General features: G+C 65.6%; 23 protein-coding genes. 12 read left to right on the top strand and 11 right to left on the bottom strand.

What is annotated here, in order from left to right; all coding sequences use genetic code 11:
* Positions 1 to 13: 13 nt before the first annotated feature.
* Positions 14 to 1,162, bottom strand: a complete 1,149-nt coding sequence (locus tag I6F28_RS27500) for an acyl-CoA dehydrogenase family protein (RefSeq protein WP_225142133.1) — start codon at positions 1,160 to 1,162, stop codon at positions 14 to 16.
* Positions 1,163 to 1,167: 5 nt separating this feature from the next.
* Complete coding sequence (locus I6F28_RS27495; RefSeq protein ID WP_036009680.1) at positions 1,168 to 2,022, bottom strand: enoyl-CoA hydratase; 855 nt, start codon at positions 2,020 to 2,022, stop codon at positions 1,168 to 1,170.
* Between the two features lie 143 nt (positions 2,023 to 2,165).
* Here I6F28_RS27495 and I6F28_RS27490 point away from each other — a divergent pair, with 143 nt between their 5' ends.
* From I6F28_RS27490 to I6F28_RS27465, 6 genes are all read left to right on the top strand, one after another.
* On the top strand, positions 2,166 to 2,774 hold the full coding sequence (locus I6F28_RS27490; RefSeq protein ID WP_036009681.1) for a LemA family protein: 609 nt from the start codon (positions 2,166 to 2,168) through the stop codon (positions 2,772 to 2,774).
* Positions 2,775 to 2,905: 131 nt separating this feature from the next.
* A complete protein-coding gene (locus I6F28_RS27485; protein ID WP_036009682.1) occupies positions 2,906 to 3,820 on the top strand; it encodes a TPM domain-containing protein in 915 nt (304 codons plus the stop codon).
* A 5-nt stretch (positions 3,821 to 3,825) separates the two neighbouring features.
* Positions 3,826 to 4,323, top strand: coding sequence for a TPM domain-containing protein (locus tag I6F28_RS27480; protein WP_036009684.1), 498 nt, complete (start codon positions 3,826 to 3,828; stop codon positions 4,321 to 4,323).
* 361 nt (positions 4,324 to 4,684) lie between these two features.
* Positions 4,685 to 5,668: a hypothetical protein gene (locus tag I6F28_RS27475; RefSeq protein ID WP_036009685.1), complete on the top strand. Its 984-nt coding sequence runs from the start codon at positions 4,685 to 4,687 to the stop codon at positions 5,666 to 5,668.
* A 93-nt stretch (positions 5,669 to 5,761) separates the two neighbouring features.
* Positions 5,762 to 7,300: a hypothetical protein gene (locus tag I6F28_RS27470; protein WP_225142131.1), complete on the top strand. Its 1,539-nt coding sequence runs from the start codon at positions 5,762 to 5,764 to the stop codon at positions 7,298 to 7,300.
* Positions 7,301 to 7,379: 79 nt separating this feature from the next.
* A complete protein-coding gene (locus I6F28_RS27465) occupies positions 7,380 to 7,544 on the top strand; it encodes a hypothetical protein (protein WP_225142129.1) in 165 nt (54 codons plus the stop codon).
* Between the two features lie 158 nt (positions 7,545 to 7,702).
* On the opposite strand, the gene I6F28_RS27460 is transcribed toward I6F28_RS27465, so the two are convergent.
* The 3 genes from I6F28_RS27460 to putA all read right to left on the bottom strand — a co-directional run bounded on the left by I6F28_RS27460 (position 7,703) and on the right by putA (position 12,835).
* A complete protein-coding gene (locus tag I6F28_RS27460; RefSeq protein WP_225142127.1) occupies positions 7,703 to 8,350 on the bottom strand; it encodes a glutathione S-transferase family protein in 648 nt (215 codons plus the stop codon).
* A 164-nt stretch (positions 8,351 to 8,514) separates the two neighbouring features.
* The gene (locus I6F28_RS27455; protein WP_225142125.1) at positions 8,515 to 9,720 is read right to left on the bottom strand and encodes a CaiB/BaiF CoA transferase family protein; all 1,206 of its coding nucleotides are present in this window, start codon (positions 9,718 to 9,720) and stop codon (positions 8,515 to 8,517) included.
* Between the two features lie 115 nt (positions 9,721 to 9,835).
* A complete protein-coding gene (gene putA, locus I6F28_RS27450) occupies positions 9,836 to 12,835 on the bottom strand; it encodes a bifunctional proline dehydrogenase/L-glutamate gamma-semialdehyde dehydrogenase PutA (RefSeq protein WP_225142122.1) in 3,000 nt (999 codons plus the stop codon).
* Positions 12,836 to 12,949: 114 nt separating this feature from the next.
* Here putA and I6F28_RS27445 point away from each other — a divergent pair, with 114 nt between their 5' ends.
* Positions 12,950 to 13,411 carry an Lrp/AsnC ligand binding domain-containing protein gene (locus I6F28_RS27445; protein WP_036009699.1) on the top strand — a complete coding sequence of 154 codons (462 nt, stop codon included), beginning with the start codon at positions 12,950 to 12,952 and terminating at the stop codon, positions 13,409 to 13,411.
* Between the two features lie 173 nt (positions 13,412 to 13,584).
* Here the strand turns inward: I6F28_RS27445 and I6F28_RS27440 are convergent, their stop codons facing one another.
* The 4 genes from I6F28_RS27440 to I6F28_RS27425 form a co-directional block, all read right to left on the bottom strand.
* Positions 13,585 to 13,785 carry a cold-shock protein gene (locus I6F28_RS27440; RefSeq protein WP_008563500.1) on the bottom strand — a complete coding sequence of 67 codons (201 nt, stop codon included), beginning with the start codon at positions 13,783 to 13,785 and terminating at the stop codon, positions 13,585 to 13,587.
* Positions 13,786 to 13,993: 208 nt separating this feature from the next.
* On the bottom strand, positions 13,994 to 14,302 hold the full coding sequence (sorB, locus tag I6F28_RS27435) for a SorB family sulfite dehydrogenase c-type cytochrome subunit (protein ID WP_036009702.1): 309 nt from the start codon (positions 14,300 to 14,302) through the stop codon (positions 13,994 to 13,996).
* A gap of 12 nt (positions 14,303 to 14,314) precedes the next feature.
* Entirely contained in the window at positions 14,315 to 15,514 is a 1,200-nt protein-coding gene (gene sorA / locus I6F28_RS27430) for a SorA family sulfite dehydrogenase catalytic subunit (RefSeq protein ID WP_225142120.1), read from the bottom strand.
* Positions 15,515 to 15,734: 220 nt separating this feature from the next.
* Positions 15,735 to 17,462 (bottom strand): adenylate/guanylate cyclase domain-containing protein, encoded by a 1,728-nt coding sequence (locus tag I6F28_RS27425; RefSeq protein WP_225142118.1) that lies wholly within the window; start codon positions 17,460 to 17,462, stop codon positions 15,735 to 15,737.
* A gap of 192 nt (positions 17,463 to 17,654) precedes the next feature.
* Between I6F28_RS27425 and I6F28_RS27420 the strand changes: the two genes are divergently transcribed.
* Positions 17,655 to 19,217: a glycosyltransferase family 39 protein gene (locus I6F28_RS27420; protein ID WP_225142241.1), complete on the top strand. Its 1,563-nt coding sequence runs from the start codon at positions 17,655 to 17,657 to the stop codon at positions 19,215 to 19,217.
* An 8-nt stretch (positions 19,218 to 19,225) separates the two neighbouring features.
* On the opposite strand, the gene I6F28_RS27415 is transcribed toward I6F28_RS27420, so the two are convergent.
* Complete coding sequence (locus tag I6F28_RS27415) at positions 19,226 to 20,353, bottom strand: threonine synthase (protein ID WP_225142106.1); 1,128 nt, start codon at positions 20,351 to 20,353, stop codon at positions 19,226 to 19,228.
* A 324-nt stretch (positions 20,354 to 20,677) separates the two neighbouring features.
* Between I6F28_RS27415 and I6F28_RS27410 the strand changes: the two genes are divergently transcribed.
* The 4 genes from I6F28_RS27410 to I6F28_RS27395 all read left to right on the top strand — a co-directional run bounded on the left by I6F28_RS27410 (position 20,678) and on the right by I6F28_RS27395 (position 24,261).
* The gene (locus I6F28_RS27410; protein ID WP_036009713.1) at positions 20,678 to 21,934 is read left to right on the top strand and encodes a GTP cyclohydrolase II; all 1,257 of its coding nucleotides are present in this window, start codon (positions 20,678 to 20,680) and stop codon (positions 21,932 to 21,934) included.
* A 5-nt stretch (positions 21,935 to 21,939) separates the two neighbouring features.
* A complete protein-coding gene (locus tag I6F28_RS27405; protein WP_036009714.1) occupies positions 21,940 to 23,184 on the top strand; it encodes a URC4/urg3 family protein in 1,245 nt (414 codons plus the stop codon).
* A gap of 167 nt (positions 23,185 to 23,351) precedes the next feature.
* On the top strand, positions 23,352 to 23,981 hold the full coding sequence (gene upp / locus I6F28_RS27400) for a uracil phosphoribosyltransferase (RefSeq protein WP_036009715.1): 630 nt from the start codon (positions 23,352 to 23,354) through the stop codon (positions 23,979 to 23,981).
* Positions 23,982 to 24,048: 67 nt separating this feature from the next.
* Positions 24,049 to 24,261 carry a hypothetical protein gene (locus tag I6F28_RS27395; protein WP_036009716.1) on the top strand — a complete coding sequence of 71 codons (213 nt, stop codon included), beginning with the start codon at positions 24,049 to 24,051 and terminating at the stop codon, positions 24,259 to 24,261.
* An 18-nt stretch (positions 24,262 to 24,279) separates the two neighbouring features.
* Here the strand turns inward: I6F28_RS27395 and I6F28_RS27390 are convergent, their stop codons facing one another.
* Complete coding sequence (locus I6F28_RS27390) at positions 24,280 to 25,389, bottom strand: M48 family metallopeptidase (protein ID WP_225142104.1); 1,110 nt, start codon at positions 25,387 to 25,389, stop codon at positions 24,280 to 24,282.
* Position 25,390: the final 1 nt, after the last annotated feature.

Raw genomic sequence — 25,390 nt, 5'->3', positions numbered from 1 at the left:
GATGCGCTCCTTGTTAAGCAGAGATGGCCCTGCGGCTCACCTCGGCGTGGCGGGCATAGTGATGCGCGCTGCCGCCGAACAGCGTGTCGAACGCGACGAGGCGCTTGAAATAGGCGCCGACCTCAAGCTCCTCGGTGACGCCCATGCCGCCATGGAGCTGGATCGACTGCTCGCCGACGAAGCGCGCGCATTTGCCGATCTTCGCCTTCGCGCCCGAGGCTGCCCGGGCACGCTCGATCGGCGCGCTATCGGCCTTCAACGCCGCGCGCAGCGCCATCGAGCGGGCCTCGTCCACCTGCATCGCCATGTCGGCGAGGCGGTGGCGGATCACCTGGTTGGCGGAGAGCGGCCGGCCGAATTGTTTTCGGATCTTGGTGTAGTCGAGCGTGGTGTCGAGCAGCGTCTGCATGATGCCGACAGCTTCCGCACCGAGCGCGGCCATGGCGCGATCGATCGCCCATTCGATCGCGGGCACGGCGTCGCTGCCGTCGCCGAGCAGGGCGTCTTCCGGCAGATGCGCGTCGAACAGCTCGATGTTGCAGGCGCGTCCGCCGCCGAGACGCGGATAATCACTGATGACGAGGCCTGACGTCGTCGCCTGCACGAGGAACAGGCCGATCCGGCCCGAGGGGCCCCGATGATCGTGGATATGGGCGGAGACGATGATCTCGTCGGCGGCATGTCCGTCGAGCACGGCGATCTTGCTGCCGGAAAGGCGCCAGCCTTGTCCGGTCTTGTTGGCGCTGGTCGTGACCTTGGCAAGATCGAACCGGGCGGCGCGCTCCGAATGCGCCAGGGCAAGCTTCAGTGATCCGTCCGCCACCTTGGGCAGGCTCGCCTGCTTCTGCTCGCTGGTGCCGCATCTGGCGATCAGCGCGGCCCCGAGCACGACTGTTGCGACATAAGGTTCAGAAACCAGGCCCCGGCCGAAGGCCTCCATCAAGATGCCGATGTCGACCGCGCCGCCGCCGAGCCCGCCGAACTCTTCCGGAAGCGGCAGCGCCAGCCAGCCAAGCTCGGCGAACTGCTTCCAAACGGCCGGGCTGAAGCCGAGCGGATCATTCGCGATTCTGCGGCGGTGCTCGGCATCGTAGCTCTCGGCCACGAAACGTTCCGCGCTTTCGCGCAGCAACTTTTGCTCGTCACTGAGATTGAGATCCATCGCGTCTACTCCGCGGCGGCCGGCGGCTTGCGCACGGAGGGATGCAGGCCGGATGGATCGACGATCATGCCGAACTCCTGGAGATTGTGCGCGTGGCAGAGCTGATGCAGCGCGAAGGCCTGGTCGATCGCAGCCGGCTGGCCCATGACGTCGACCGAGCGGTTGACCGCCTCCTTGGTCAGCTTCAGCGCGAAGGACGGTTTTGTTGCGATCCTTCGCGCCAGCTCCAGCACGCGCGACGACAGCTCGGCGCGCGGCACGATTTGGTTGACCATGCCGAGCTGGTGCGCCTCCTGCGCGCTCCAGCTGTCGGCGGTGAACAGGAACTCCTTGGCCTTGCGTGGTCCCAGCTCCCAGGGATGCACGAACCATTCGACGCCGCACACGCCCATGGTGACGACGGGATCGCAGAACTGCGCATCGTCGCTGGCGACGATGAGGTCGCAGGCCCAGGCCAGCATCAAGCCGCCGGCGATGCACTTGCCATGCACCTCGGCAATGGTCGGCTTTGCCAGATTGCGCCAGCGCCGGGTGATCTGGAGATAAATTTCCTGCTCGCGGGCGAACCGGCCATGGGCGTTCGGCTCGGCAAAGCCACCCCAATTTCCGATCGGCGGGAAATCGACCCCAGCGGTATTCTTGTCTCCGGGGCGCAGGTCGTGGCCGGAGGAGAAGTGCGGCCCGTTGCCTGCGAGAATGATCACCTTGACCGCATCGTCCAGCACCGCCGCGTCGAAGGCGGCGTTGAGGTCGTAGGTCATTTGCAGGTTCTGCGCGTTGCGCGCCTCGGGCCGGTTCATCACGACACGGACGATCGCCGGCTCAGGCCGTTCCACGAGGATGGTCTCGAACGAGGACATCGCGTTCCCCCTGGTGTTTCCGCTCTTGTTTTGCCGGAGTTGACTATGTCGGCCGGTGCGAGGCAAGAGGCTTGCGTCAGCCTGCTGCTTTTCTCAGGCGCGCAATCTGATAGTTTGCGCCGGATTCCACCGGGAGAAATTTAATGCGCAAGATCCTGACCGTGCTGGCCGCCCTGGCCTCGCTGAGCCTGACCAATTGCGGCTACAACGCGATCCAGAGCGAGGACGAGCAGATCAAGGGCAATTGGTCCGAGGTCGTGAACCAGTATCAGCGGCGCGCCGATCTCGTGCCCAATCTCGTCAACTCGGTGAAGGGCTTTGCCCAGCAGGAGAAGGACGTGCTGCTCGGCGTCACCAATGCACGCGCCAAGGTCGGCAGCATTCAGGCGACGCCGGAGGTGCTGAACGATCCCGCCGCGTTCCAGAAATTCCAGGCCGCGCAGAGCGAGCTCTCCAGCGCGCTGTCGCGCCTCCTGGTCGTCACCGAGAACTATCCGCAGCTGAAGTCCGATGCCCTGTTCAAGGACCTGATGTCGCAGCTCGAGGGCACCGAGAACCGCATCACGGTGGCGCGCAACCGCTACATCAAGGCGGTGCAGGATTATAACGTCACCGTCCGCTCGTTCCCGACCAATCTCACCGCGATGGCGTTCGGCTACAAGGAGAAGCCGAACTTCTCTGTCGAGAACGAGAAGGCGATCTCGACCGCGCCGAAGGTGGACTTTAACGCGGCGCCGGCGCCGTCGAAGTAAGCGCGTCGTTTCGAATGCGCGCCCCACACTCCGCTGTCATTCCCCGCGAAGGCGGGGAATCCAGTACGCCGCAGCCTCTCCGCATCCCACGGGCGTCTCTGGAATACTGGATCGCCCGGTCAAGCCGGGCGATGACAGCGAGGATTTGGTGGGCGCATCGAGCGATCGCCTCTTTTGTGTTCGCCATCGCCCTCCTCCTCACCTTTGCCTTCCCCTCCCATGCCGACGTCGCCGTCCCCCAGCTCACCGGCCGTGTCGTCGATCAGACCGGCACGCTCTCCAGCAGCGACATCGCCACGCTCACGCAAAAGCTGCGCGACTTCGAAAACCGCAAGGGCAGCCAGATCGCTGTCCTGATCGTCGCGACCACGCAGCCGGAGACGATCGAGCAATTCTCGATTCGCGTCGCGGAGGCCTGGAAGATCGGTCGCAAGAAGGTCGACGACGGCGCGATTCTCGTCGTCGCCAAGAACGACCGGCATTTGCGCATCGAGGTCGGCTACGGTCTCGAAGGCGTGCTCACCGACGTCACCTCTCGGCGCATCATCGACGAGGCGATCACCCCCAAGTTCAGGAGTGGCGATTTCGCCGCGGGCATCAGCGCAGGCGTGGACCGCATGTTGCGGGTGATCGACGGCGAGCCGCTGCCGTCACCCTCGCGCAGCGTCAACTTCGCCCACAATAGTCTGGATGATCTGGCGCCGGTGTTTGCGGTGGCGCTGTTTGCCTCGATCGGCGTCGGCGGGTTCTTCCGCGCCATCCTGGGGCGGCTGCTCGGATCATTGGTGACCGGGGGCATCATCGCAGCGGTAACCTGGCTCATTCTCGGCTCCGCGGCGCTCGCGGCGGCTGTCGGCATCCTCGGCTTCATCGTCGGATTCATCGCCGATCTGTTTTCGGCGATCACGCCGGGCACGGGCCGCTCGCGCGGCGGCTCGTGGTCGAGCGGCTCCTCCGGCGGATGGAGTAGCGGATCGTCGAGTAGCGGCGGCTTCAGCGGCGGCGGCGGCAGTTTTGGCGGCGGCGGCGCCTCGGGGAGCTGGTAGCGATCATGAGCATCAAGCGCATTGCCCGACATCTCGTGCAGCATCACTGGCGGGCGAAGCAGATCTTTCCGCAAGCGGTGCTCGACCGCATCGAGCAGGCGATCAAGCGCGGCGAAGCCACCCATTCCGGCCAGGTCCGCTTCGTCGTCGAAGGGGCGCTCGACGGCGGCCCGCTGTTCCGCAACCAGCCGGCCCGCGAGCGCGCGCTCGACGTGTTCTCGCATCTGCGTGTCTGGGACACCGCCCACAACAATGGCGTTCTAATCTATCTCCTGCTCGCGGACCGCGACGTCGAGATCATCGCCGATCGCGGCATCGACGCGAAGGTCGGCGCGGAGGGTTGGGAGACGATCTGTCGCGCGATAGAGGCCGAGTTCAGATCGGGCCGGTTCGAACGCGGCGTGATCAGTGGCATCGAGGCCGTCTCGCGCGAAATGGCAAAGCATTTTCCTAAGCAAGGGCCGCATGCGAACGAGCTGCCGGATGCTCCCGTCGTGATGTGACGGATAGTGATTTGATCGGAGCGCGCGCGGCGCGCTCCGTCATTGCGAGGAGCCCTTGCGACGAAGCAATCCAGACTGCCTCCGCGGAGAGACTCTGGATCGCTTCCGCCCTCGCCAAGGCTTCGGCGGACCAGTCCTGCGCTCGCAATGACGCCATGGGGAGCCATTCCGCCCCCGTTCATCTTCCCCCGATTACGAACTGTTTCACGCCCGCCACACCGGTTCCACTTTCCCGGCCCAATTCGGCCCCGGATGAATTCCTAAAATTTCGGTAAGCGGGTCCCGAGGTAAGGATTTCGCAAGCAATGAAAGTTACCAAAAGGTCAACCGAGACTGGAGTATTTGAGCCGTGAGCGAACCAATGCCCGAGCAGGCTGCCCAGGATTCCGCTGCCATCGACGCGGCAGCGCCGCAGGCCATCGAGGCTGCCGCGGGTATCGAGGCCCCCTCGATCGCCCCCGACCACGAAGCGCCGCCCAAGCCCGATCCGGTCAAGGCGGACGCCCCGAAGATTGAGCCGCCGCGGATCGAAGTGCCGAAGTTTGAAGCCAAGACTGACGCCAAAGCTGAGGCCAAGCCTGAGCCGAAGCACGGCAAGCTCATCGTCATGCCGCCCGCCGACCGCGCCTGGGAGCGCGAGGAGTTCGCCCCGCATGGGAAGGCCGACGAGCCGCGCGAGTCCGGCAGCAAGCGCCGGCTGTCGGCGATGGCCGCGGTGGTGGCGATTGCCGCCAGCGTCGGCGCGATCAGCGGCGCGCTTGCGACCGCCGGCATGATGCGTTTCGCCGCACCCGCCCCGGCTCCGGTCCAGGTCGCCGATACCAGCGCGCTGGATGCGTCCGTGGCGCGGATCGACGCCGACCTCGTCGCCCTGAAGGCCAATGTCGAGCAGAGCTCGAAGACCGGCCTCACCCAGTTCAACCGGGCCAACGACCGCCTGGACAAGCTCGAAAAGGCGCAGGCCGAGCCGTTGGCCAGGATCGCAAAGCTGTCCGAGGCCGTCGACAAGCTCCGCGCCACGCCGCCCGCCGCGCCTGCGCAGGCCGCTGCAGCGGTGCCCAAGGAGACCACCGGCTCGATCGCGCCGACGCAGGTCGCGACCGCGGCGGCCGCACCGGTCCCGGCGCCCGCAGCTCCCAAGACCGAAGTTGGGCGTCTGCCGACGATCGAAGGCTGGCGGCTGCGCAGCGCCGGCAATGGCGGCGCGCTGATCGAGGGCCGCGACGGCCTCTACGAGGTCTATCCCGGCGACCCCATCCCCGGCGTCGGCCGTGTCGATGCGATCCGCCGCCAGGATGGCCGCTGGGTGGTCGTCACCTCGAGGGGGCTGATCACCGGACGCTGAGCGTCCGATATCCGACTTTCGAAGAGGCGCTTCACTGCGATGTGAGGCGCCTTTTTGCTTGAATAGGTGTCCCTGCGCGGTGTTACCTCAGGCATGGGCCGCGCCTTGCGAATTCTCGTTGCTGCCGCCGCATTGCTGGGCGGTGTGGTTTCGCTGTTCGCAGCGGAGAATGCCGCGCTGACGCGCGGCACCGCGATTACCGATCCCGATCTCCTGCGCAAGCTCGACCAGAACAACACGCTGATGATCTCGCGTCTTTTGTCGCCGGAGCGGAATTCGGACGTCCCGCTCACGACCGAGCCGATGTTCGCCTCGCTGCCGCAGCTGAAAGACATTCTGCCCGCGATCGATGCGGAATTCGACCGCTATATCGCATGGTTCAGGGCGACCTATCCGGGCGAGACCATCGGCGTCGGCGAGGGTTTCGACGTACAATTGTTCGATCGGGCCAATCTGAAATCGCGCGAGGCGCGCTTCGTGCTGGCCGGCATCGTCAATCGCATGGATCGTGCCTATGTCTCGGAAGAGTCCTGTGGCGAGATCCGGCTGATCTATCGTCTGGCGCGCTTCGACAGCGGGCCGGATGGCGGCAAGACCGCAACGCGCCTGCCGATGACATTCAACCTCGTGATGAAGGCGCGCGATGGGCGCCAGACGGATGCGAACGGCAAGCCGATCAGCTGCGCCGAGATCGCGCGGCGCTGGCTCGACAATGGCGACTGGCAGGGCTTGATCGGCGGTCGCGCTCCGCCTGACGACGCCATGCTCGACAGCATCGAGACCAACATCCAGGTCTCGGTCGCGCCGAAATCGGCGCTGCACGATTTCCGCTCCGACTATCTTCTCAAGGTGTTCAAGTACAATGCCGCCACCAGGACATTCGTGGAATCGACGCTGGAGAACCAGATCGACCGCGATCGCATTCTTGCCGACGATGCGCTGCGGCGCGACTTCAAGGCGTGGCTGCTCGCGCCGGAGAACTTACGCGCGTTCGATCGCGGCACCGTGTTGATCCCGGAGAAATTTCTGGCCAGGGCCGCAATCGTGCCGACCCCCGCCGGCCTCGACGCCTCGGCGTTGCAGCCGGAGTTCGGCATGATGCAGGGGGAGGGCAAAGGCGATCCCGTCTTTACCGACAATGACGTGGTCGGCGCGCTGAAGCAGGCGGCGGCCCACGGCCTCGACATGCAGAACGTCCGCTCGGTCGCAGGCTTCCAGCGCCGTCTCAACGACGTCACCTGCACCGGCTGTCACCAGACCCGTGGCATCGGCGGCTTCCATTTCCCGGGCGTCGATTGGCTTGCGGACAGACCGTCGAATGCCGCCATCGTGGCGGCCTCGCCACACTTCTTCGGCGACCAGCTCCGCCGCCGCGACATCCTGACCGCGTTCGCGGCCGGAAAGATCCCTGATTTCTCACGCGGATTTGCCAGTCGGCCGCAGACCCGCGGCAGTCGCGAGCTCGCCGGCAGCGAATATCAGGACGGCTGGGGCGCGCATTGTTCCCTGCAAGATCCGGGATCGGGAACGCCGGACAGGAGTTTTACGTCATGGAGCTGTGCTAGCGGTCTGACCTGCCAGGCCGCCGCGGCCTCGCGCCGCATCGGCATGTGCTTCATCAAGACGCGTTAGCGCGTGATCCAGGAAAAGTGTGGAGCGGTTTTCCGAAGGATCACGCGCAAGATAAAGTCTCAAGCGATTTGGATGACCCATGACGGATGCCGGCAACGCCAACAAGGCGCGCAATCGCGAGATCGCGCGGAACGAGGAAGTCAAGCAGGTCACCGGCAGCGCCCGCGTCAGCATCTGGGCCGTTGCGGTGGCCGTCATCGTCGGCGGCATTCTGTTCACGCTCGGCTGGCTGTCGTTGAGGTGAGCTTGCTTACCTCTCCCCGCTTGCGGGGAGAGGTCGAATTCGATCGCAGATCGAATTCGGGTGAGGGGGTACAGGTCTCACGATAATCTCAGGTGTGGAGAGAAGCCCCTCACCCAACCCTCTTCCCGTAAGAACGGGAGAGGGAGAAGAGAGTGTCCTCACCTCGCGTAATTCGTCATCCGTTTTCCCGGCAGCAGCTCGTAGGCCGGCTTCCAGCCCGGCAGCGCCGCCATGCGGCCGAGCCAGGCGTGGATGGCGGGATGGCTCGATGCGAAATCGAAGCCATGCTCGTCGCTGGGATAATGCAGATAGGCCATCATCGAGATGTCCGCGACCGTCGGCCTTGCGCCGATCGCGAATGCATTGTGCTGGAGATGGCCGTCGAGGATACCGAGAAAGTCTTCGAGCCGCCGGCGAAAATGCTTCAGCACCTGCGGATCGTTCTTCTCGGTGAAGGCGCGCATGAAGCGGTAGGTCGCCATGTAGCCGGTGAGCTTGTGGTTGTCCCAGAACAGCCAGCGCAGCAGCTCGAACTTCTCGTCCTCCGTCTCGGCGCCGAAACGGCCGTATTGCTCGGCCAGTTTCAGCAGCAGCGGCGCAGTCTGCGTCATCTTCACGCCGTCGATCTCGAGCACGGGAATCTCGCCCATCTCGTTGACGGCCTTGCGCCATTCCGCCGTGCGCGTGACGCCGCCGGCAAAATCGGTCCAGACCGGCTCAAACGTCTCGCCGCAGAGCGTCAGCATCAGCGCCAGCTTGTAGCTGTTGCCGGATTCGGGGAAGTAGTGCAGGCGGTAGCTGGGCATGGGACCTCGCGGCACTGTGTGTTGCCGATTGTTATAGCGAGATAGTCCGGCATCGTCATTGCGAGCGCAGCGAAGCAATCCAGAATCTTTCCGCGGAGACAGTCTGGATTGCTTCGTCGCAAGGGCTCCTCGCAATGACGGTGTTCGGAGCAACCGACTCGGCCTTACCCCACCGCTCCCGACCCCCGCAGCTGCTTGATCGCCGCCTCGTCAAATCCCGCCTCGCGCAAAATCTCGTCACTGTGCTCGCCGACCGCTGGCGGCTTGCGCGGCTGCACCTTCTTGGCGCCGTCGATCCAGATCGGGCTGTTGATGGTCAGCATGGTGTCGTTCTCGAACGGCACCAGCACTTCATTGTCGAGCATCTGCTTGTCGTTGGGGATGTCCTCCAGGATGGCGACGACGCCGAACACGAGGCCGTTGCCGTCGAGGATTTTGCGCCATTCGGCGAGATCCCTGGTGGCGAAGGTCTCGTCCAGGATCCTGATCAGCTCGACCGAGCGGGCGTGACGGTCGGCCTTGGTGGCGAAGCGGGGATCGTTGATCAGATCCTCGCGGCCCAGGCACTTGGCCAGCGTCGGAAACTGCTTCTCTTCGTTCAGCAGCGACAGGATCAGCCAGCGGCCGTCCTTGCACTGGTAATGATTGGCCACCGCGTTAAGCGCGCGCTCGCGCGGGCGCCGCTCGCCGAACTTGGCGCCGCAGAGCTTGGCCTGCGCCAGCACGCTCGCGGCCCACACCCCGTTCGCCATCAGGTTGGAAGCGACGTGCGAGCCCTTGCCGGTCTTCTCGCGCTGATACAGTGCGGTGACGATCGCGCCGTAGAACGCCATGGCGCAGGGATGGTCGCCCATGCCCGCGACCGAGCGCGCCGGCGTGGTGTCGGTGTCGGCGCGGACGAGATCCATCAGGCCGGACCGCGCCCAATAGGCGTTGCTGTCGAAGCCGGGCTTGTTGGCTTCCTCGCCCTTCTCGCCATAGCCGGTGAAGGAGGCGTAGATCAGCCGGTCGTTGAGATGGGCGAGATGATCATAGGTGATGCCGAGCTTGGCGCGCACCGGCGGCGGCATGTTGGTGATGAAGACGTCGGCCTCCGCCACGAGCTTGTAGAGCACGGCTTGCGCCTCCGGCTTCGACAAGTCGAGCGCGATGCTCTTCTTGTTGCGCGCCTCCAGCAGCCAGGCGAAATTGTGCTCGCCTGAGGGATAGCCCGGCAGGTTCGGCAGGTTGCGATAGGGGTCGCCAGTGCCGGGCGGCTCGATCTTGATAACGTCTGCGCCGAAATCCGACAGCACGGTCGCGGCCGCGGGCGCTGCGATGAAGCTCGCGCAGTCCAGAACCTTCAGGCCTGCAAAAATGCCCTTCTCCATCGCGGCGTCGCTCCCTCGCTTCAATCGTTTCCCGCGCGCTGGAATTGGCGCGGGCGCGTGATGAGAGCATTAGACCGATGTTTTGCCGGGATGCAACGGCGCCTGGCGCAGGGCCTCACTCCTCCCCCGCAAGCAATGCGGCATTGCCGCCTGCCGCAGCCGTGTTGATCGTCACCGTCTGCTCGGTGGCAAAGCGCGCGAGGTAATGCGGGCCGCCGGCCTTGGGGCCGGTTCCGGAAAGGCCGCTGCCGCCGAACGGCTGCACGCCGACCACGGCGCCGATCATGTTGCGGTTGACGTAGATGTTGCCGACCTGGACGCGGTCGACGATGGCCTCGATGGTGTCGTCGATGCGCGAATGGATGCCGAGGGTGAGCCCGTAGCCGGTGCGCGCGATGGATTCCAGCACACGCGCCAGGTTCTCCGCGCGATAGCGCACGACATGCAGGATCGGGCCGAACACCTCTTCGGTGAGCTGACCGGCCTCCTTGAGCTCGAAGATATGCGGCGCGACGAAGCAGCCATCCGGCGCGGTGCCCGCAAAATGCAGCCGCGCCTCGCGCTTCATCCGCGCGATATGCGCATCGAGGCGCTGCTTGGCCTCCTCATCGATCACCGGACCGACATGGGTCGCGACATCCGCGGGATCGCCGATCTTCAGTTCGCGCGCGGCGCCCGCGATCATCTCGACCATGCGGTCGGCGACATCCTCCTGCGCGAACAAAAGCCGCAAGGCCGAGCAGCGCTGGCCTGCGGAGCGGAACGCAGAGGTCACGACGTCGTCGGCGACCTGCTCGGGCAGTGCGGTCGCATCCGCGATCATGGCATTGATGCCGCCGGTCTCCGCGATCAGCGGCACGATCGGCCCGTCCTTGGCGGCCAGCGTCCGGTTGATCTGGCGCGCGACGTCGGTCGAGCCGGTGAAGACTACTCCGGCGACATCAGGATGCGCGGTGAGGACGCCGCCGATGCGGCCGTCGCCGGTGACGAGATGCAGCGCGCTTCTGGGGATGCCGGCCTCGTGCAGCAGGGCTACGGCCTCGCGCGCGATGCGCGGCGTCTGCTCGGCGGGTTTCGCCACCACGCTATTGCCGGCCATCAGCGCCGCGGTCACCTGGCCAAGGAAGATTGCGAGCGGAAAATTCCACGGCGAGATCGCGACGAACACGCCGCGGCCGCGCAGGCTAAGCACATTGCTCTCGCCGGTCGGGCCGGGCATGGCGGCATCGTTTCCGAACAGCTTGCGGCCCTGCGCGGCATAGTAGCGGCAGAAGTCGGCGGCTTCGCGCAGCTCGGACAGAGCGTCGTCGAGCGTCTTGCCGCCCTCGGCTTGCAGCAGCGCGATGAAACGGGCGCCGCGGGTTTCCAGAAGATGCGCGGCCTGCTCCAGCGCCGCCGCGCGCGTGCCTGCAGGCGTCCGGCTCCAGCTGCCAAAGCCGGCGCGCGCAGCCGTCACCGCCGCGTTGGCCTGATCCGGTGTTGCGTCAGCGACAGGCTTAAGCTCGGCCGCCGCGGCCTTCACGTCCGTCAGGAGCCCGTCGAGTGCGGCACGCTCACCGAATTCGACGCCGCGCGAATTGCGCCGATCCGGCGCGAACAGATCTGCCGGCAACGGAATCTTGGCATGAGGTGCCTGTTGCGCCCGGCCGATGGCATCTGCCGGGCGCTGCAGCAGCGCCGAAACCGGCACGCGATAATCGGCCGCCTGCGCCACGAACGAGGAATTGGCGCCGTTCTCCAGAAGCCGCCGCACCAGATAAGCGAGCAGGTCGCGATGGCTGCCGACCGGCGCGTAGGTGCGGTAGGCGATGTCAGGACGATCCTTTGCGAGTTGCTCGTAGAGCGCTTCGCCCATGCCATGCAGGCGCTGGAACTCGAAGCCGCCGCCATCTGCTGCGAGCTCCAGCACGGTCGCGACCGTCAGCGCGTTGTGGGTGGCGAATTGCGGGAAGATGCGCGGCCGCAAGGCGAGAAGCTTCGTCGCGCAGGCGACGAAGTTCAGATCGGTCATCGCCTTGCGCGTGAACACGGGATAGCCGTCGAGCCCGCGCTCCTGGGCGCGCTTGATCTCGGTGTCCCAATAGGCGCCCTTGACCAGGCGCACCATCAGCTTGCGGTCATGCGCGCGGGCGAGTTCATCGACATAGTCGATCACCGCGCTAGCACGCTTCTGATAGGCCTGGATCGCGAGGCCAAATCCGTCCCAGCCGGAAAGCGATGGATCGGCGAGTGTCGCCGCGATCACGTCGAGCGACAGCTCCAGCCGGTCGGCTTCCTCGGCATCGACGGTGAAGTTGAGGTCATGCGCCTTGGCGCGCTGCGCAAGGTCCAGCAATAGCGGCACCAGCTCGGCCATCACGCGGCCGCGGCTGATCGCCTCGAAGCGCGGATGCAGCGCCGAAAGCTTGACCGAGATGCCGGGCCGGTCGGGCAGGGGATGGTTGCCTGCCGCCTTGCCGATCGTGTCAATCGCGCTGGCATAGGCGTCGAAATAGCGCTTGGCATCGGCGGCCGTGCGCGCGCCTTCGCCGAGCATGTCGAAGGAATAGCGCGGCTTCTGGCCCGAGCGCGGCCGAGCCCGCTCCAGCGCCTGCTCGATCGTCTCCCCTAACACGAAATGATTGCCCATCAACCGCATCGCCTGGCGCGTCGCGGTGCGCACCGCCGGTGCGCCGAGCCGCTTCACCAGCCGGCCGATAGTGCCGTCGGGCGTCTCGCCCGGCTGGATCACCCGCGCCGACAGGCCGAGCGCCCAGGCCGAGGCGTTGACCAGGAACGCGGTGGACTTGGTCTCGTGATGGATGAAATCGCCCTCGCCGAGCTTGTCCTCGATGAACTGGTCGGCCGTGCGCGCATCGGGCACGCGCAGCAGCGCCTCAGCCAGCACCATCAGCGCCAGCCCCTCCTTGGTCGAGAGCGCGAACTCCCGCAGCATGTCCTCGACCCCGCCGAGCCGATCGTCGCGCTTGCGGATCGCCTCGATCAGCCGCGTCGCGATGCGGTCGATCCGGGCCTCCCGTGCCGGGATGAGATGCGAGGCCGGCAGAACCTTTGCGGCGATCTCGGAATCATCGGGGGCGTAGGGCGCGGAGAAGGGGGGCGGGATGTTCGGCATGGCGTGTCCTGTGGCTGAAATCCAGGATAAGGCCCGCGTGACCGTAGTTCGATAGACAATTTAGCCAGTTTGCCTTAGAAAATGAAGAGAGTTAGCCATTTGGCCAGATAAGATATGGAACTCGATCGAACAGACCGGAAAATCCTCTCGATCCTGCAGGAGGATGGGCGCATCGCCAATGTCGAGCTCGCCGAGCGCATCGGGCTGTCGCCGACCTCGATCGGCGAGCGGTTGAAGCGCCTGCAGCGCGAGGGCTTTGTCGAAGGCTATGGCGCGCGGCTCAACCCGCACCGGCTCGGCCTTGGGCTCCTGGTGTTCGTCGAGGTGCTGCTCGACAAGACCACGCCCGACAATTTCGAGCGGTTCGCCCGAGCCGTGAGGCTCGCCCCTGAAGTGCTGGAGTGTCACATGGTTGCCGGCGGCTTCGACTATCTTGTGAAGGCGCGGCTTGCAGACATGACCGCCTATCGGCGCTTTCTCGGCGAGACCCTGCTGTCGATGCCGGGCGTGCGCGAGACGCGAACTTATGCGGTGATGGAGGAGATCAAGCGCGACGCACCGCTGCCGGTGGGTTAGCGAAGTGCAGTCGCGATTGTCATTGCTGTGGTTCGATGAGCGGTCTTCGCAAGGAAAAAATAGCTATCCTCGTGCAATCGCAACGCCTGTCGTCGAATGCACCGGCCGTCTTCTTAAATTTTTCTTGGCCCGCTCCCGGACAAATCCGGGAGGCAGCAAAGGCTGGCGCGGGCTTATACTTTGAGGTTTTCCGCGGAGGTCTTGCCCCGGTTTGCGATCTCTTCGTATTCCACCGTCTGTCCCTCGTTGAGGGTCGACAGACCGGCCTTCTGCACCGCCGAGATATGCACGAACACATCCTTGCCACCCGACGCAGGCTGGATGAATCCATAACCCTTCGTCGGGTTGAACCACTTGACCGTACCTTTAGCCATCACGACTTCTCCGCGGGTCTTCCTCCGAGATCTCGAACCGCCAGTCCCCGCCAACCGGCCGGTTCGGTCCTAACAGGATACGCGGAATGTGGCAGGCTTGGTAGCTCAAACCACATCGCCATTTCGCCGAATTCCGCTCAACTTCGCGGCGTTTTTGCCGGTTTTGCCCGTTTCGCGGTCAAATGGCAGGAGCGCGTGATGCCATCCCTCAGTAGGTCGCGGTCAGATAATCGACGATCTTGCCGACATCGGCATCGTCGATCGGTGCGCCATAGACCTTGATCATCTTGGTCACCTCGGCCTGCCAGAACGCCCTCTTGTCCTTCATCGGCGGCTGCGTGGCGACGTAGTCGGACGAATGGCAGGCGCTGCAATTGCCCTGCACGACCTCGAGATTGGGACCGGGCTTGAAGGCGGCGACTTCGTCCGGGGTCTTGTAATTGACGGGCGCTGCAAGTGACGAGCCCATCAATGCGGCGACGGCGAGCGTGATGGCGAGGAGAACGATGCGCTGCATGATCAGTCTCCTTCAGGCCACGCTGACGCGAACGGTTTCGACGACGTTGCGCAAGTAACCCGCCGGGTTCCAGCGCGGCATGTCCGGCTGGGTCTCGCCGCCATTGCCGGTGGCGCGGACCTTGAGCTCGTGGCTGCCGGCCGCGAGCTTCACCGGCAGCTTCCAATTGCGGAAGGCGTACTTGCCGAGGTCCTTGCCGAGCTTGGCGCCGACCCAGGTCTTGCCGCCGTCGGTGGAGACCTCGACCTGCTTGATGCCCTTGCCGCCATCGAACGCGATGCCGCGCAGGGTCACGGCTCCCGCCTTCAGCTTGGCGCCATCGGGGACGCTGGTGATGAAGGAGCGGATGGTGAAGCGGTTGATCGGGATCGTCGCCTTTGGCGCGGTGCCCGGCTCGACCGCATTGTTCGGCGTGTCGGGGATGCGGTAGGCCGACTTCATCCAGAAGCCGTCATAAACGTCGTCGATGACGGTGATCTCGTTGAGGTGCTTGACCCAGTAGGTGCCGAAATAGCCGGGCACGATCAGGCGCAGCGGAAAGCCGTTGAGGAACGGCAGGTCCTCGCCGTTCATGGCATAGGCCAGCATCACCTCGCCGTCGGTGGCGTGATCGATGTCGAGTGCCTTGATGAAATCCGGCGTCTTGTCGTTGACCGGTCCGTCCATGCCGTTGAAGGTGACCTGCCTGGCGCCGCTGTGCACGCCGGCCATCTCCAGCACGTTCTTCAGCGGCACGCCGCGCCAGCGCGCGCAACCCATCGCGCCGTTGGCGAGCTGACCGCCGGCGACGCGCGGCTCGAAGAAGCCGCGGCTGTTGCCGGAGCACTGGTTGACGGCGACGATCTCCGTCGCCTTCATCTTGCGGATGTCCTTCAGCGACAATTTCAGCGGCTTGTCGACCTTGCCCTTGACCTCCAGCGTGAACTTGTCGGGGTTGAGATCGTAGGGCAGGTCGGAGAGGTGGTAGCGCACGAAGAACGCGTTGTTCGGCGTGATCGGGCCGTCGTTGAACACCGCAAACGGGGTCTCGAGCTGCGGCGGCCGGCTGGTCAGGCCGATCATCGGCCGCTTCTGCGGATATTTCACCAGCGGCCGTTCGCCATTGGCGAAGGGCAGGGTCACCGTGTCGAGGGCCAGCGCCTTGGTGGAATTCAGTGTGGCCGCCATGGCGGCAAGGCCTGCTCCCTTGAGCAGGTCGCGTCGATCGAACATTCTTTCTCCTCCCGGAGCTTCTCGTTGGATCGGCGGTCATCACCACGATCCTGCGCTCATCTGTCGCAACCATTTGCGTGAAGTCAATTCGCGCTTTCGCAGCAAGCCCATGCCGCTGCGTTGCAGCAGGCCGGTGTTGTGCTCGTAACGAGATTGACGAGCAGTAGGCCGCGACGACGGTGCGCTCCCTCGCCCCGTTCTTACGGGGAGAGGTAAAGAATCACGCCGCCACGCGCTTGCTGCGATCGACCAGCGCCGCCAGCTCCCTCGCATTCGCCACCACGCGCACTGCGAGCGGCTGGTCGCGGCCGCGGATGGCGACCTCCTGCTGCGGCAGTGCGTCGTCGGAAATATCAGCTGTACGGCGGACTTCATCCGAGACGACGGCCTCGCAGGCCAGCGTCTTGGTCATGTCCTGCAAGCGGGCGGCGACGTTGACGGCATCGCCGAGCGCGGTGAAGACGATGTGATCGCGATAGCCGATGTCGCCGATGATGACCTCGCCGCCGTGGATGCCGATGCCGAAGCGGATCGGCTGGCGCAGATCGTGGCTCAGGAGATCGTTGAGCTCGTCGATATGCGCAGCGATTCCCGCGGCTGCCTTCATCGCCTGCCGGCAGGCGGTTTGCGGGTCGGCCGCGAGTCCGAACAGCGCCAGCATGCCGTCGCCGACGAACTGGTTCGGCTGGCCGCCGTTCTCGATTACCGCTTGCGACACCGCGCCGAGGAAGCGGTTGACGATGAAGACCGTGTCGAACGGCAGGCGCTTCTCGGCCAGCTGCGTCGAGCCGCGCATGTCCACGAACAGGCTGACGAGATAGCGCTCCTGGCCGATACTGGCCGATGTCGAGGCTCCGTCCGTTGCATGCGTGTGAGCTGCGAAGAGTTGGAAGAACGAGAGATCGGAGGTCGGACGCAGCTGACAGGCCAATCTGATCGAGGGATCGGCGGTGCCGACGCGGGTGAGCACGAAAGCCTCGCGCTGCGACGGAGTGGGCAGGGCATCATGATCGCCGATGATACGGATGCGGCAGGTCGAGCAGCGGGCGCGGCCGCCGCAGACGCTGGCGTGCGGCACGTTGTGGCGCAGGCTCGCCTCCAGCACCGACAGGCCCTTGGGGACCCGCACCGTCTTGCCGTTGCCGTAGGACAGCGCGATCATGCCGCCGCGCCGTTCGCGCAGGGCGCGCACGCCGCGCGCCGCCAGCACCAGTCCCAACAGACCGAAATAGCCCATGGTGAGACCGCCCGCGATGCGCTCGAGCGTGTTGCCTTCCGCAACCGTGCCGACCTTGCTGCGGGTGAGATGCTGCTTACGCCATTCGCCGTCGTCACTGTCGGCGGCGACGCTGCGGCCGCCCTGGTAGATGCCGAGCAGCGATAGCGTCGGGATCAGCACGGCGGCCGCGAGCAGATAGGGCGCCGCGCGCGTGAAGAACGGCTTCAGCCGAAGCCAGAAATAGACGCCGATGCAGCCGTGCACCCAGGCGATGAGAAGCAGGATCGTCATCTGCCAGAGCAGGCCCGGCGCCGCGACGAAGAACAAATAGAGCTCCTGCGGATACAGCTTCTCGTGTCCGTACAGCGTCTGCGCGAGCCGCACGCCGATGACATGGCCCATGACGAGGACGGGGATGCTCAAGCCGAGCACGAGCTGGAGCGGCTCGATCGTTCGCCAGCGGAACTGGCGGCGCTGATACAGCGCGTAGACGCCGAGGCCCATATGGGTGAGGGCGGCCGTGTAGAACACGATCGCGACCGGGAGGAACTGCCAGAACAGCGTGTGGTAGTAGACCCCGGTCTCCATGGCATCGACCGAGATGTTGCCGAGCGCGTGGTTGAGGAAATGACTGACCACAAAGGCGAACAGGATGATGCCGCAAACGAGTCGCACCTGCCGCACCCCGGCGGCGCGGACGACTGACATCTGTGTGGGAGCGGTGGCCATGATTCGGTTGTGTCAGGTCCTGGAGGAGACCAGCCAGCGTAACCTTTAATTTCCGATATGGACAGCCAGCAGGATCACAGGGACGACGGCCCCACATTGACTCCCCCTTCCAAGTCGGGGAAAAGCGCCGCCGTGACGATCGCTCCCGACATCTCTGCAAAGCCTGACGGCGCCGAACGGCGTCTGATCCTCATGGCCGCAGCGATCATCGCCGCGATGACGCTGCTCCGCATCGTCTATGCCTCGGCCATCGAGCTGCGCACCGACGAAGCCTATTACTGGACCTGGTCGAAGGAGGCTGCGCTCAGCTTCCTCGATCATCCGCCCGGCATCGCCTGGCTGATCCGCTTCGGAACCGCGATCTTCGGCGACACCAATCTCGGCGTCCGCTTCGGCGGCATCGTCGCGATGCTGGTGACGCAGCTATTGCTCGCTGACATCGTCCGCCGCCTCACCCATGATGCGCGCGCGATCGTGTTCGCGGTGCTGATGCCGGAGGCCGCGCTTTATTACGGCCTGTTGATGGCCAAGGTTGCGCCCGATGTCGCGATGATCCCGTTCGCGGTCGCGATGATGTGGTCGCTGGTGCGGCTGGCGCAAAGCGGCGATGGCCGCTGGTGGTTGGCGGCCGGTCTGTTCGCGGGCCTCGCGATGCTGTCGAAATTTACTGTGATCATGTTCGCGCCGGCCGTTGCCGCCTTTCTGCTGGTGCCGGATTGGCGCTGGCGCTGGCTGCGCAGTCCGTACCCCTATCTCGCCGTCCTGGTCGCGATAGCGGTGTTCTCGCCGGTGCTGATCTGGAACGTGCAGCACGACTGGGCCTCGTTCCGTTTCCAGGGCGTGCGCGCCACCGCCAATTACGGCGTCTCGCTGCGTACGATCGGCGATTACATCGGCCTGCAATTCGGCCTGGTCGGTTTCGTCTTGCTGCCGGTGGTGCTGACGGGCCTGGTGCTGACGGCGTGGCGCGGCTATCGCACGCGCGAGCCAGTCGCGATCCTTTTGTCGACGGCGGTGCTGGTGCCGTTCGCCTACTTCCTCTTCAAGTCGCTGACGCTGCGCGTCGGCGACACCTGGCCGATGTTCATGTGGCCAGTCGGTTTTGCCGCCACCGCGGTCAATCTCGTCACGATGAGGAAAGAGGGATGGTCCGCCCGAATGCTGAGGTCCTCGCTGTTCTGGGCCAGGACAGCGATCGTCTTAGGCATTCCCTTCGTCATCATCGTGTTCCTCTACTACGTTGCCGCGCCCTGGAATCTGCTCGGCAAGATCGACCCGATCGGCGCCGAGGCCGGCTACGAGCAGGTCGCCGCGCGGGCGCAAGCCGCCCTCGACGCGACAGGCGCGACCTGGATCGCAACCACGGACTACCGCACCTACGCCATGATGCGCTGGCTGTTCCGGGGCCGCGTGCCCGTGATCGAGATCAACGAGCGCGGCCGTTTCCAGGATTTCCGCGACCCCGGCATGGACAGGATCAAGGGTCATGCCGGCATCTATGTCGGGCGCGAGCCGGACAACCGCGCATCGCTGTGGGAGCACATTCCGGCGCAGCGCGAGCAACTCGCCACGGTCGAACGCCGCTGGCGCGGCGTCGTGACGGACACCTATGTGATCGAAAAGCTCACCGGCTGGACCCCGCAGCTCTCGCCGCCAAAGGACTCGCCGCTGTTCCAGTGGAAGGTGCTGGCGGACGCCGGCGGGCGCTCGCGTTCTCTCTCCAAGCCTCTCCAGGAGCCTGGAGCGGGAGGGTAAGCGCGAGCCTACTGCACGAGATCGGCGACGGTGGTTGCGGCCTTGAGGCCGGTGCCGGTGAGAACGGCCACCGTGGTCTCGTTCGCATTGATGGCGCCGGTTGCGGCGAGCTTGTCGAGCGCCGCAGCCGCGCTGGCGCTGGTCGGCTCGGCAAACAGGCCCTGGCGCGCGAGGCGGCGCAGGGCGGCGACGATCTCGTCCTCGGTGAGCGCGATGGTGCCGCCGCCGCTCTCGCGCAGGGCGGCGATGATCTCACGCAGGCGGAGGGGAGTCTTGATCGCGGTGCCCTCGGCAACGGTCTTGCTCACCTCGCGCGCGACCGGCGTATCGACACCGGCCTTGAAGCTTGCATCGATCGGCGAGCAATTGAGCGGCTGCGCCGCGAACAGGCGCGGCAGTTTCGAGATCTGCCCGGCCTTCAACAGCTCGCGGAAGCCGAAGGCGCAACCCAGCAGACTGCTGCCGGCGCCGACGGGAACGATGATGTTGTCGGGCGCGCGGAATCCCAGATCTTCCCAGATCTCGTAGGCCAGCGACTTGGTGCCTTCGAGGAAGAATGGCTGCCAATTGTGGCTGGCGTAGAAGGTCTGGTTCGACTGGCGGATGGCCTCGGCTTCGGATTCCTCGCGCGGGCCCTCCACGAGCTGCACGGTCGCGCCGTAGGCGCGCACCTGCGCGATCTTGGCCGGCGACGTCGAGGCCGGCGCCAGAATCTTGACGCGCATGCCGCCGGCCGCACCCAGCCCCGCCATGGATGAGCCGCCGTTGCCGGAGGAATCCTCCAGAATGGCGTCGACGCCGATCTGTCGCAGGAACGACAGCATCACCGCCGAGCCGCGGTCCTTGAAGCTGCCTGTCGGGTTGAACCATTCGAGCTTGAACAGCGGGCGCAACGCGCCCCAGTCCTGCTGGACCAGCGGCGTGCAGCCCTCGCCGAGCGTAATCGGGTTCTCGATCTCGACCGGCAGCGCCGCCCGGTAGCGCCAGAGCGACCGCGTCCGGCCATCGATGTCCTCGCGTGAGATGCCCGCCCCCGGCGTCACCAGCAGCGGCGTGCGCTCGTCCGAGCACCAGCGCGGCTGGTCCAAGGGATAGAGCTTTCCGTTGCGGGGATCGATGTAGCTGGCGGCAGGCATAGCAGTCTCCAGGGCGGGGGCGGCGCAGTGCACCGGACTTGAAGCCGGCCGCACGAAGCAACGCCTCCTTGAAAACACGAAAAACGAAACTATTTCAATTCTTTAAACCGGCCTCACCGGCAGGCGGCGAACGCGATGAGCGGCGTCGGCAGGCCCGATGACGGGAATTTGGCCCCGAACGGCCCCTGCGCCCGGCCACGATTAACTTGTCTGTCGTCGCGGGCCGCTACAATATGTTGGATTGAGCTTGCGCCGCCGGTTCGGCGTCGCAAGTGAGCCAGGCCCGTCCGAGCGGCGGGCCGTTGGCTTTTTGGGAGCCTGGACATGAGCCGTGCCAACCGTACCGACCACATCCGCCTGACCTCCCATCCGGAGCCGGGCAGGAAGGCCGCCTTTCCCATCCATTGGGGCGCCGCTGATGCGCGCGCGCGCGGGCCGATCATCGGTACGGTGTCGCGCGCCGGGGATCGCAACGTGATCGGCAGCCATGGCGGGTCCTACGCGATGTACCGCGCGCTCGCGGTCTCCGCCGGGGCGCTGGACCCGATCAGGCGTCCTGACCTCACCAATACCTTTCCGGCCGCCACCATCGGTCCGTTCGAGCAATGGACCGATCCCACAAAAATCGTCGCGCTCGATCCCTGGGGGCATCTGGTCGCCGAGAATTTTCGCCAGGAGATCGCCGAGGGCGCGGACATCCGCCCGAGCATCGCGGTGACTCGGGCGCGGCTCGACCTGCCGGAGATTCGCGATGCGCTTGCCGCAAAGCGGCTGCGCGCCGATGGCGAGGTCGTGCACGCCAATGGCAGCGTGTCGGTGGTGAAGATCGCGATCGATCCGGTGTGGTACCTGCCGGGCCTTGCGGCGCGCTTCGGCACCGGCGAGACCGAGCTGCGGCGCACGCTGTTCGAGCAGACCGCCGGCATGTTCCCGGAGCTGGTGACGCGCCCGGACATGAAGGTGTTCCTGCCGCCGATCGGCGGCACCACGGTCTACCTGTTCGGCGACGTGACGAAACTGCCGGACCATCGCACCAGGATCACCTGCCGCGTGCATGACGAGTGCAACGGGTCCGATGTGTTCGGCTCCGACATCTGCACCTGCCGGCCCTATCTGATCCACGGCATCGAGGAATCCGCGCGCGGCGCGCAGGAGGGCGGGCTCGGGCTGGTCGTCTACAACCGCAAAGAAGGCCGCGCGCTCGGTGAGGTCACCAAATTCCTGGTCTACAATGCGCGCAAGCGGCAGGAGGACGGCGATGCGGCCGCCGCTTATTTCGAGCGCACCGAGTGCGTGGCTGGCGTCCAGGACGCGCGCTTCCAGCAATTGATGCCGGATACGATCCACTGGCTCGGCCTCAAGCGCATTGACCGCTTCCTGTCGATGAGCGACATGAAATACGACGCGTTGACCTCGCAAGGCATCGACATCGTCGAGCGTGTGCCGATCCCGCTGGAGCTGATTCCCGCCGACGCCCATGTCGAGATCGCCGCCAAGAAGGCCGCGGGCTACTACTCGACCGACATCGCACCGGAAAAGGACGTGAACGGCGTGGTCGGGCGTTCGCTGGAAAAATACTGATCGCGATGGCGGACGCTTTGGAATCGCAGGCACGCGCGCTGCTCACCGCAAAGGCGGTGCGCGCGCGCGCCGGACAGATGCTCGAGCTCGGCCTTGCCGGCGGGCTCACCCATTTCACGGTCGATCTCGACCGCATCGATGGCGTTGCCGATGCCGTGCTCGCGGTGACCCGTAAAGCCTATCCGACACTCGACATTCCCTTTCATGCGCGCTGGCGGCACTTCGTGCTCGGCGGCATCGACCGCTGGTCGTCCTTAGAGGAAGTGGAAGTCGCGTCTTGGCCGGATCGCGCCGCGCGTGCGCGCGCCGAATTCGATCTTGCGATCGTCAGCGTGCTGCTGGATGCCGGCGCCGGCGCTACCTGGCGCTACCGGGACGCCAAGACGAGGATGGATTTCGGTCGATCCGAGGGACTTGCGCTTGCCAGTCTCAACATGTTTGTGGAGGGCGCGTTTTCCGGCGATCCACGCTCTCCCTTCCGCGTCGATGCGGATGTGATCGCGCAGTTGTCCATCGATCGGCTCCGATCAGGGTTTCGTGTAACTGACAACAATCCGCTGCTCGGCCTCGAGGGGCGCACCGATCTGCTGCGTCGCCTGGGCAAGCAAGTTGCAGCGCGCCCTGAAATCTTCGGCCTGCACGATACGCCGCGGCCGGGCGGGCTGTTCGATCATATCGCGGCGCAAGCGAGTGGCGGCGCCATTGCCGCGCCCGCGATTCTGTCGGCCGTCCTGAACCGGCTTGGACCGATCTGGCCCTCGCGACTCGAACTCGGCGGCATTCCGCTCGGCGATTGCTGGCGGCATCCGGCGATCAAGGCGGACGACGGCACGGCAGGCCTCGTGCCGCTGCACAAGCTGTCGCAATGGCTGAGCTATTCGCTGATCGAGCCGCTGCAGCGCGCCGGCTTTGAGGTGACCGATATCGATGGCCTGACCGGGCTCGCCGAATACCGCAACGGCGGTCTGTTCGTCGATCATGACGTGCTGCGCCTGCGCGATGCCGCCGATGCCGCGCGTGCGCATGAAGTGGATTCGCTGCTCGTCGTGGAGTGGCGCGCGCTGACGATTGCATTGCTCGACAGGTTGGCGGAGCGCATTCGCTCCAAGCTCGGCCGCACCCCTCGGACCTTGCCGCTTGCGAGCATCCTCGAAGGCGGCACGTGGGCGGCGGGCCGCGCCATCGCATTTGCACGCCGTCCCGATGGATCGCCGCCGCTCAAGGTGATCAGCGACGGCACGGTGTTTTAAACCCTCTCCCCTAGTGGGAGAGGGTGGCTTCGCGAAGCGAAGCCGGGTGAGGGGTTGTCGCCGCGGGCACATCTCTCAGTTGGAGTTCGCGGAGAGATACCCCTCATCCGGCGCTTCGCGCCACCTTCTCCCACAAGGGGAGAAGGGAAAAGCAAGAGCATCTCATCATGGAAGGCGTCACGATCGTCGATCATCCGCTGGTGCAGCACAAGCTGACGCTGGTGCGGGACAAGTCCATCTCGACCAAGTCGTTCCGCGAGCTGATCAAGGAGATCGGCATGCTGCTGTGCTACGAGGTGACGCGCGACCTGCCGCTCACCGACACCGTGATCGAGACGCCGCTGGCGACGATGCACTCGGCCAAGATCGCCGGCAAGAAGCTGGTATTCGTGCCGATGCTGCGCGCCGGCACCACCTTCGTCGACGGCATGATGGATCTGGTGCCGACCGCGCGCGTCGCCCATATCGGGCTCTACCGCGAGCCGCACAGCTTTGCCGCGGTGGAGTATTTCTTCAAATCGCCGTCTGACCTCAGCGAGCGCCTCGCCATCGTGGTGACGCCGGTGGTCGCCACCGCCAACACCGCCGTCGCCGCCATCGACCGGCTGAAGGAGCGCGGCGCCAGGGACATCCGCCTCGCCTGCCTGATCGCCGCCCCGGAGGGGCTCGAACGGCTGCGCGGATTGCATCCGGACGTGCCGATCTGGACGGCCGCCGTGGATGAAGGGCTCGACGACAACGGGTTCATCCTGCCTGGCCTCGGCGATGCCGGCGACCGCGCCTACGGAACGCGGTAAGTGCTGGGCGCGTTTTAGGAACAGCTTCCACCGCGCGAGGTTCTCCTGCACCAACAGGGAGAGCACGATGACCTATCAGAATGATGACCCCAGGACTGACCGTGCGCGCCGCAACAGCCCGGTGGGCTGGGCGGTCGGCGCGATCTTCGTGATCGCCGTGGTCGCGGCCGTCTTCTTCTACAATGGTCGCGAGTTCGGTCCCCAGACCACGACCTCGAATCCGAACACGGCGCCGAACGTCACCACCGGATCGAATCCCCCTGCTGCGCCGGCGAAGTGATGCGCTAGGAGCGGGCCGTCACACCTTCCCGCTGCCGCAAATGCCCTTCAGTGCCTGCCACTCCTTGTCGGTCAGCAGCGGCGGGCCGCTGGCGGGCCGGTCCTCCTTCGTCATGCGCGCGAGGCGGTCCTCGGTCAGCGGATGGCTGGCGAGGATATTCGTCAGGCCGGAGCCGCCCTCTTTGCCGGTGATGCGGAACATCAGCTGGGCCGCGGGCTTCGGCGACCGGCCGAGCGCATGCATGATCTCGATCGCGAAAGTGTCGGCGCCGGTCTCGGCTTCGCGCGAATAGGACGCTTCGACCAGGCTGCGCGAGGCGAAGATCACGGCCGAGGAGCCGGTGATGTCGCCGAACAAGAGGCCGATCAGGAACGAGGTGCCGCCGTTGTAGATCAGGCCGCGCATGTTGTCGTAATGCTTGAGATGGCCGAGCTCGTGGGCGAGGATGCCGGCGAGCTCGTCGGGACTTTCGGCCTTGTCGAGCAGGCCCTTCAGCACGAACACCTTGCCGCCGGGCAGCGCGAAGGCATTCGGTATCGAGCTCGGCAGCACGCCGGCCGTCATTGTGTCGTCGAGGCCGGCCGCATCGCGCAGGCGGTTGACGAGCTTCGTGAACGCGGCCTTGCCCGCGGGGTCTTCGCACACGCCGCGGCCGAAGATGGTCTTCATCTGCACTTCGGCGGCATCGCCGATGCGCCGTTCCACGGGCTTCGGCACCAGCGGCGCGAGCCGGTCGGCGGCGAGCGGAACGCCGAACAGGACGACGCAGACGATGGAGACGGCGGCGGCAACCGACCAGCCCACGATTTTCGCGACGCCGCTGCGCGTCGTCCGGTGCTCGTCGAGCCGCGTGCAGCGGGCCGCCACCTCCGCGGCAAGCGCGGCATCGCGGATCTCCAGCCGCGCCAGAGGCGGTGCGGACGTCGCAGCCAGGCGCAGGATTCCGGGCGGACTGTCGGCACGGCGAATGTCGGCATAGGGCCAATGAAGGAGCGTTCCGCCCTCTTCGTGGATCTCGAGCGCATCGCCGAGGATCAGCGTCACCTGCCGCCTGCGGCTGGACACGCCGTCGAAGAAGATTGTCGGCTTGCCGGACTGCACAGGGGTATCGGCGAACACATCACTCAAG

Origin of the sequence: Bradyrhizobium sp. NBAIM14 (genome assembly GCF_020193895.1) — a bacterium.
GTDB classification, from domain to species: domain Bacteria; phylum Pseudomonadota; class Alphaproteobacteria; order Rhizobiales; family Xanthobacteraceae; genus Bradyrhizobium; species Bradyrhizobium yuanmingense.
Note: the sequence above shows the minus strand (reverse complement) of the source record. Positions and strands in the feature narration are given on the sequence as shown.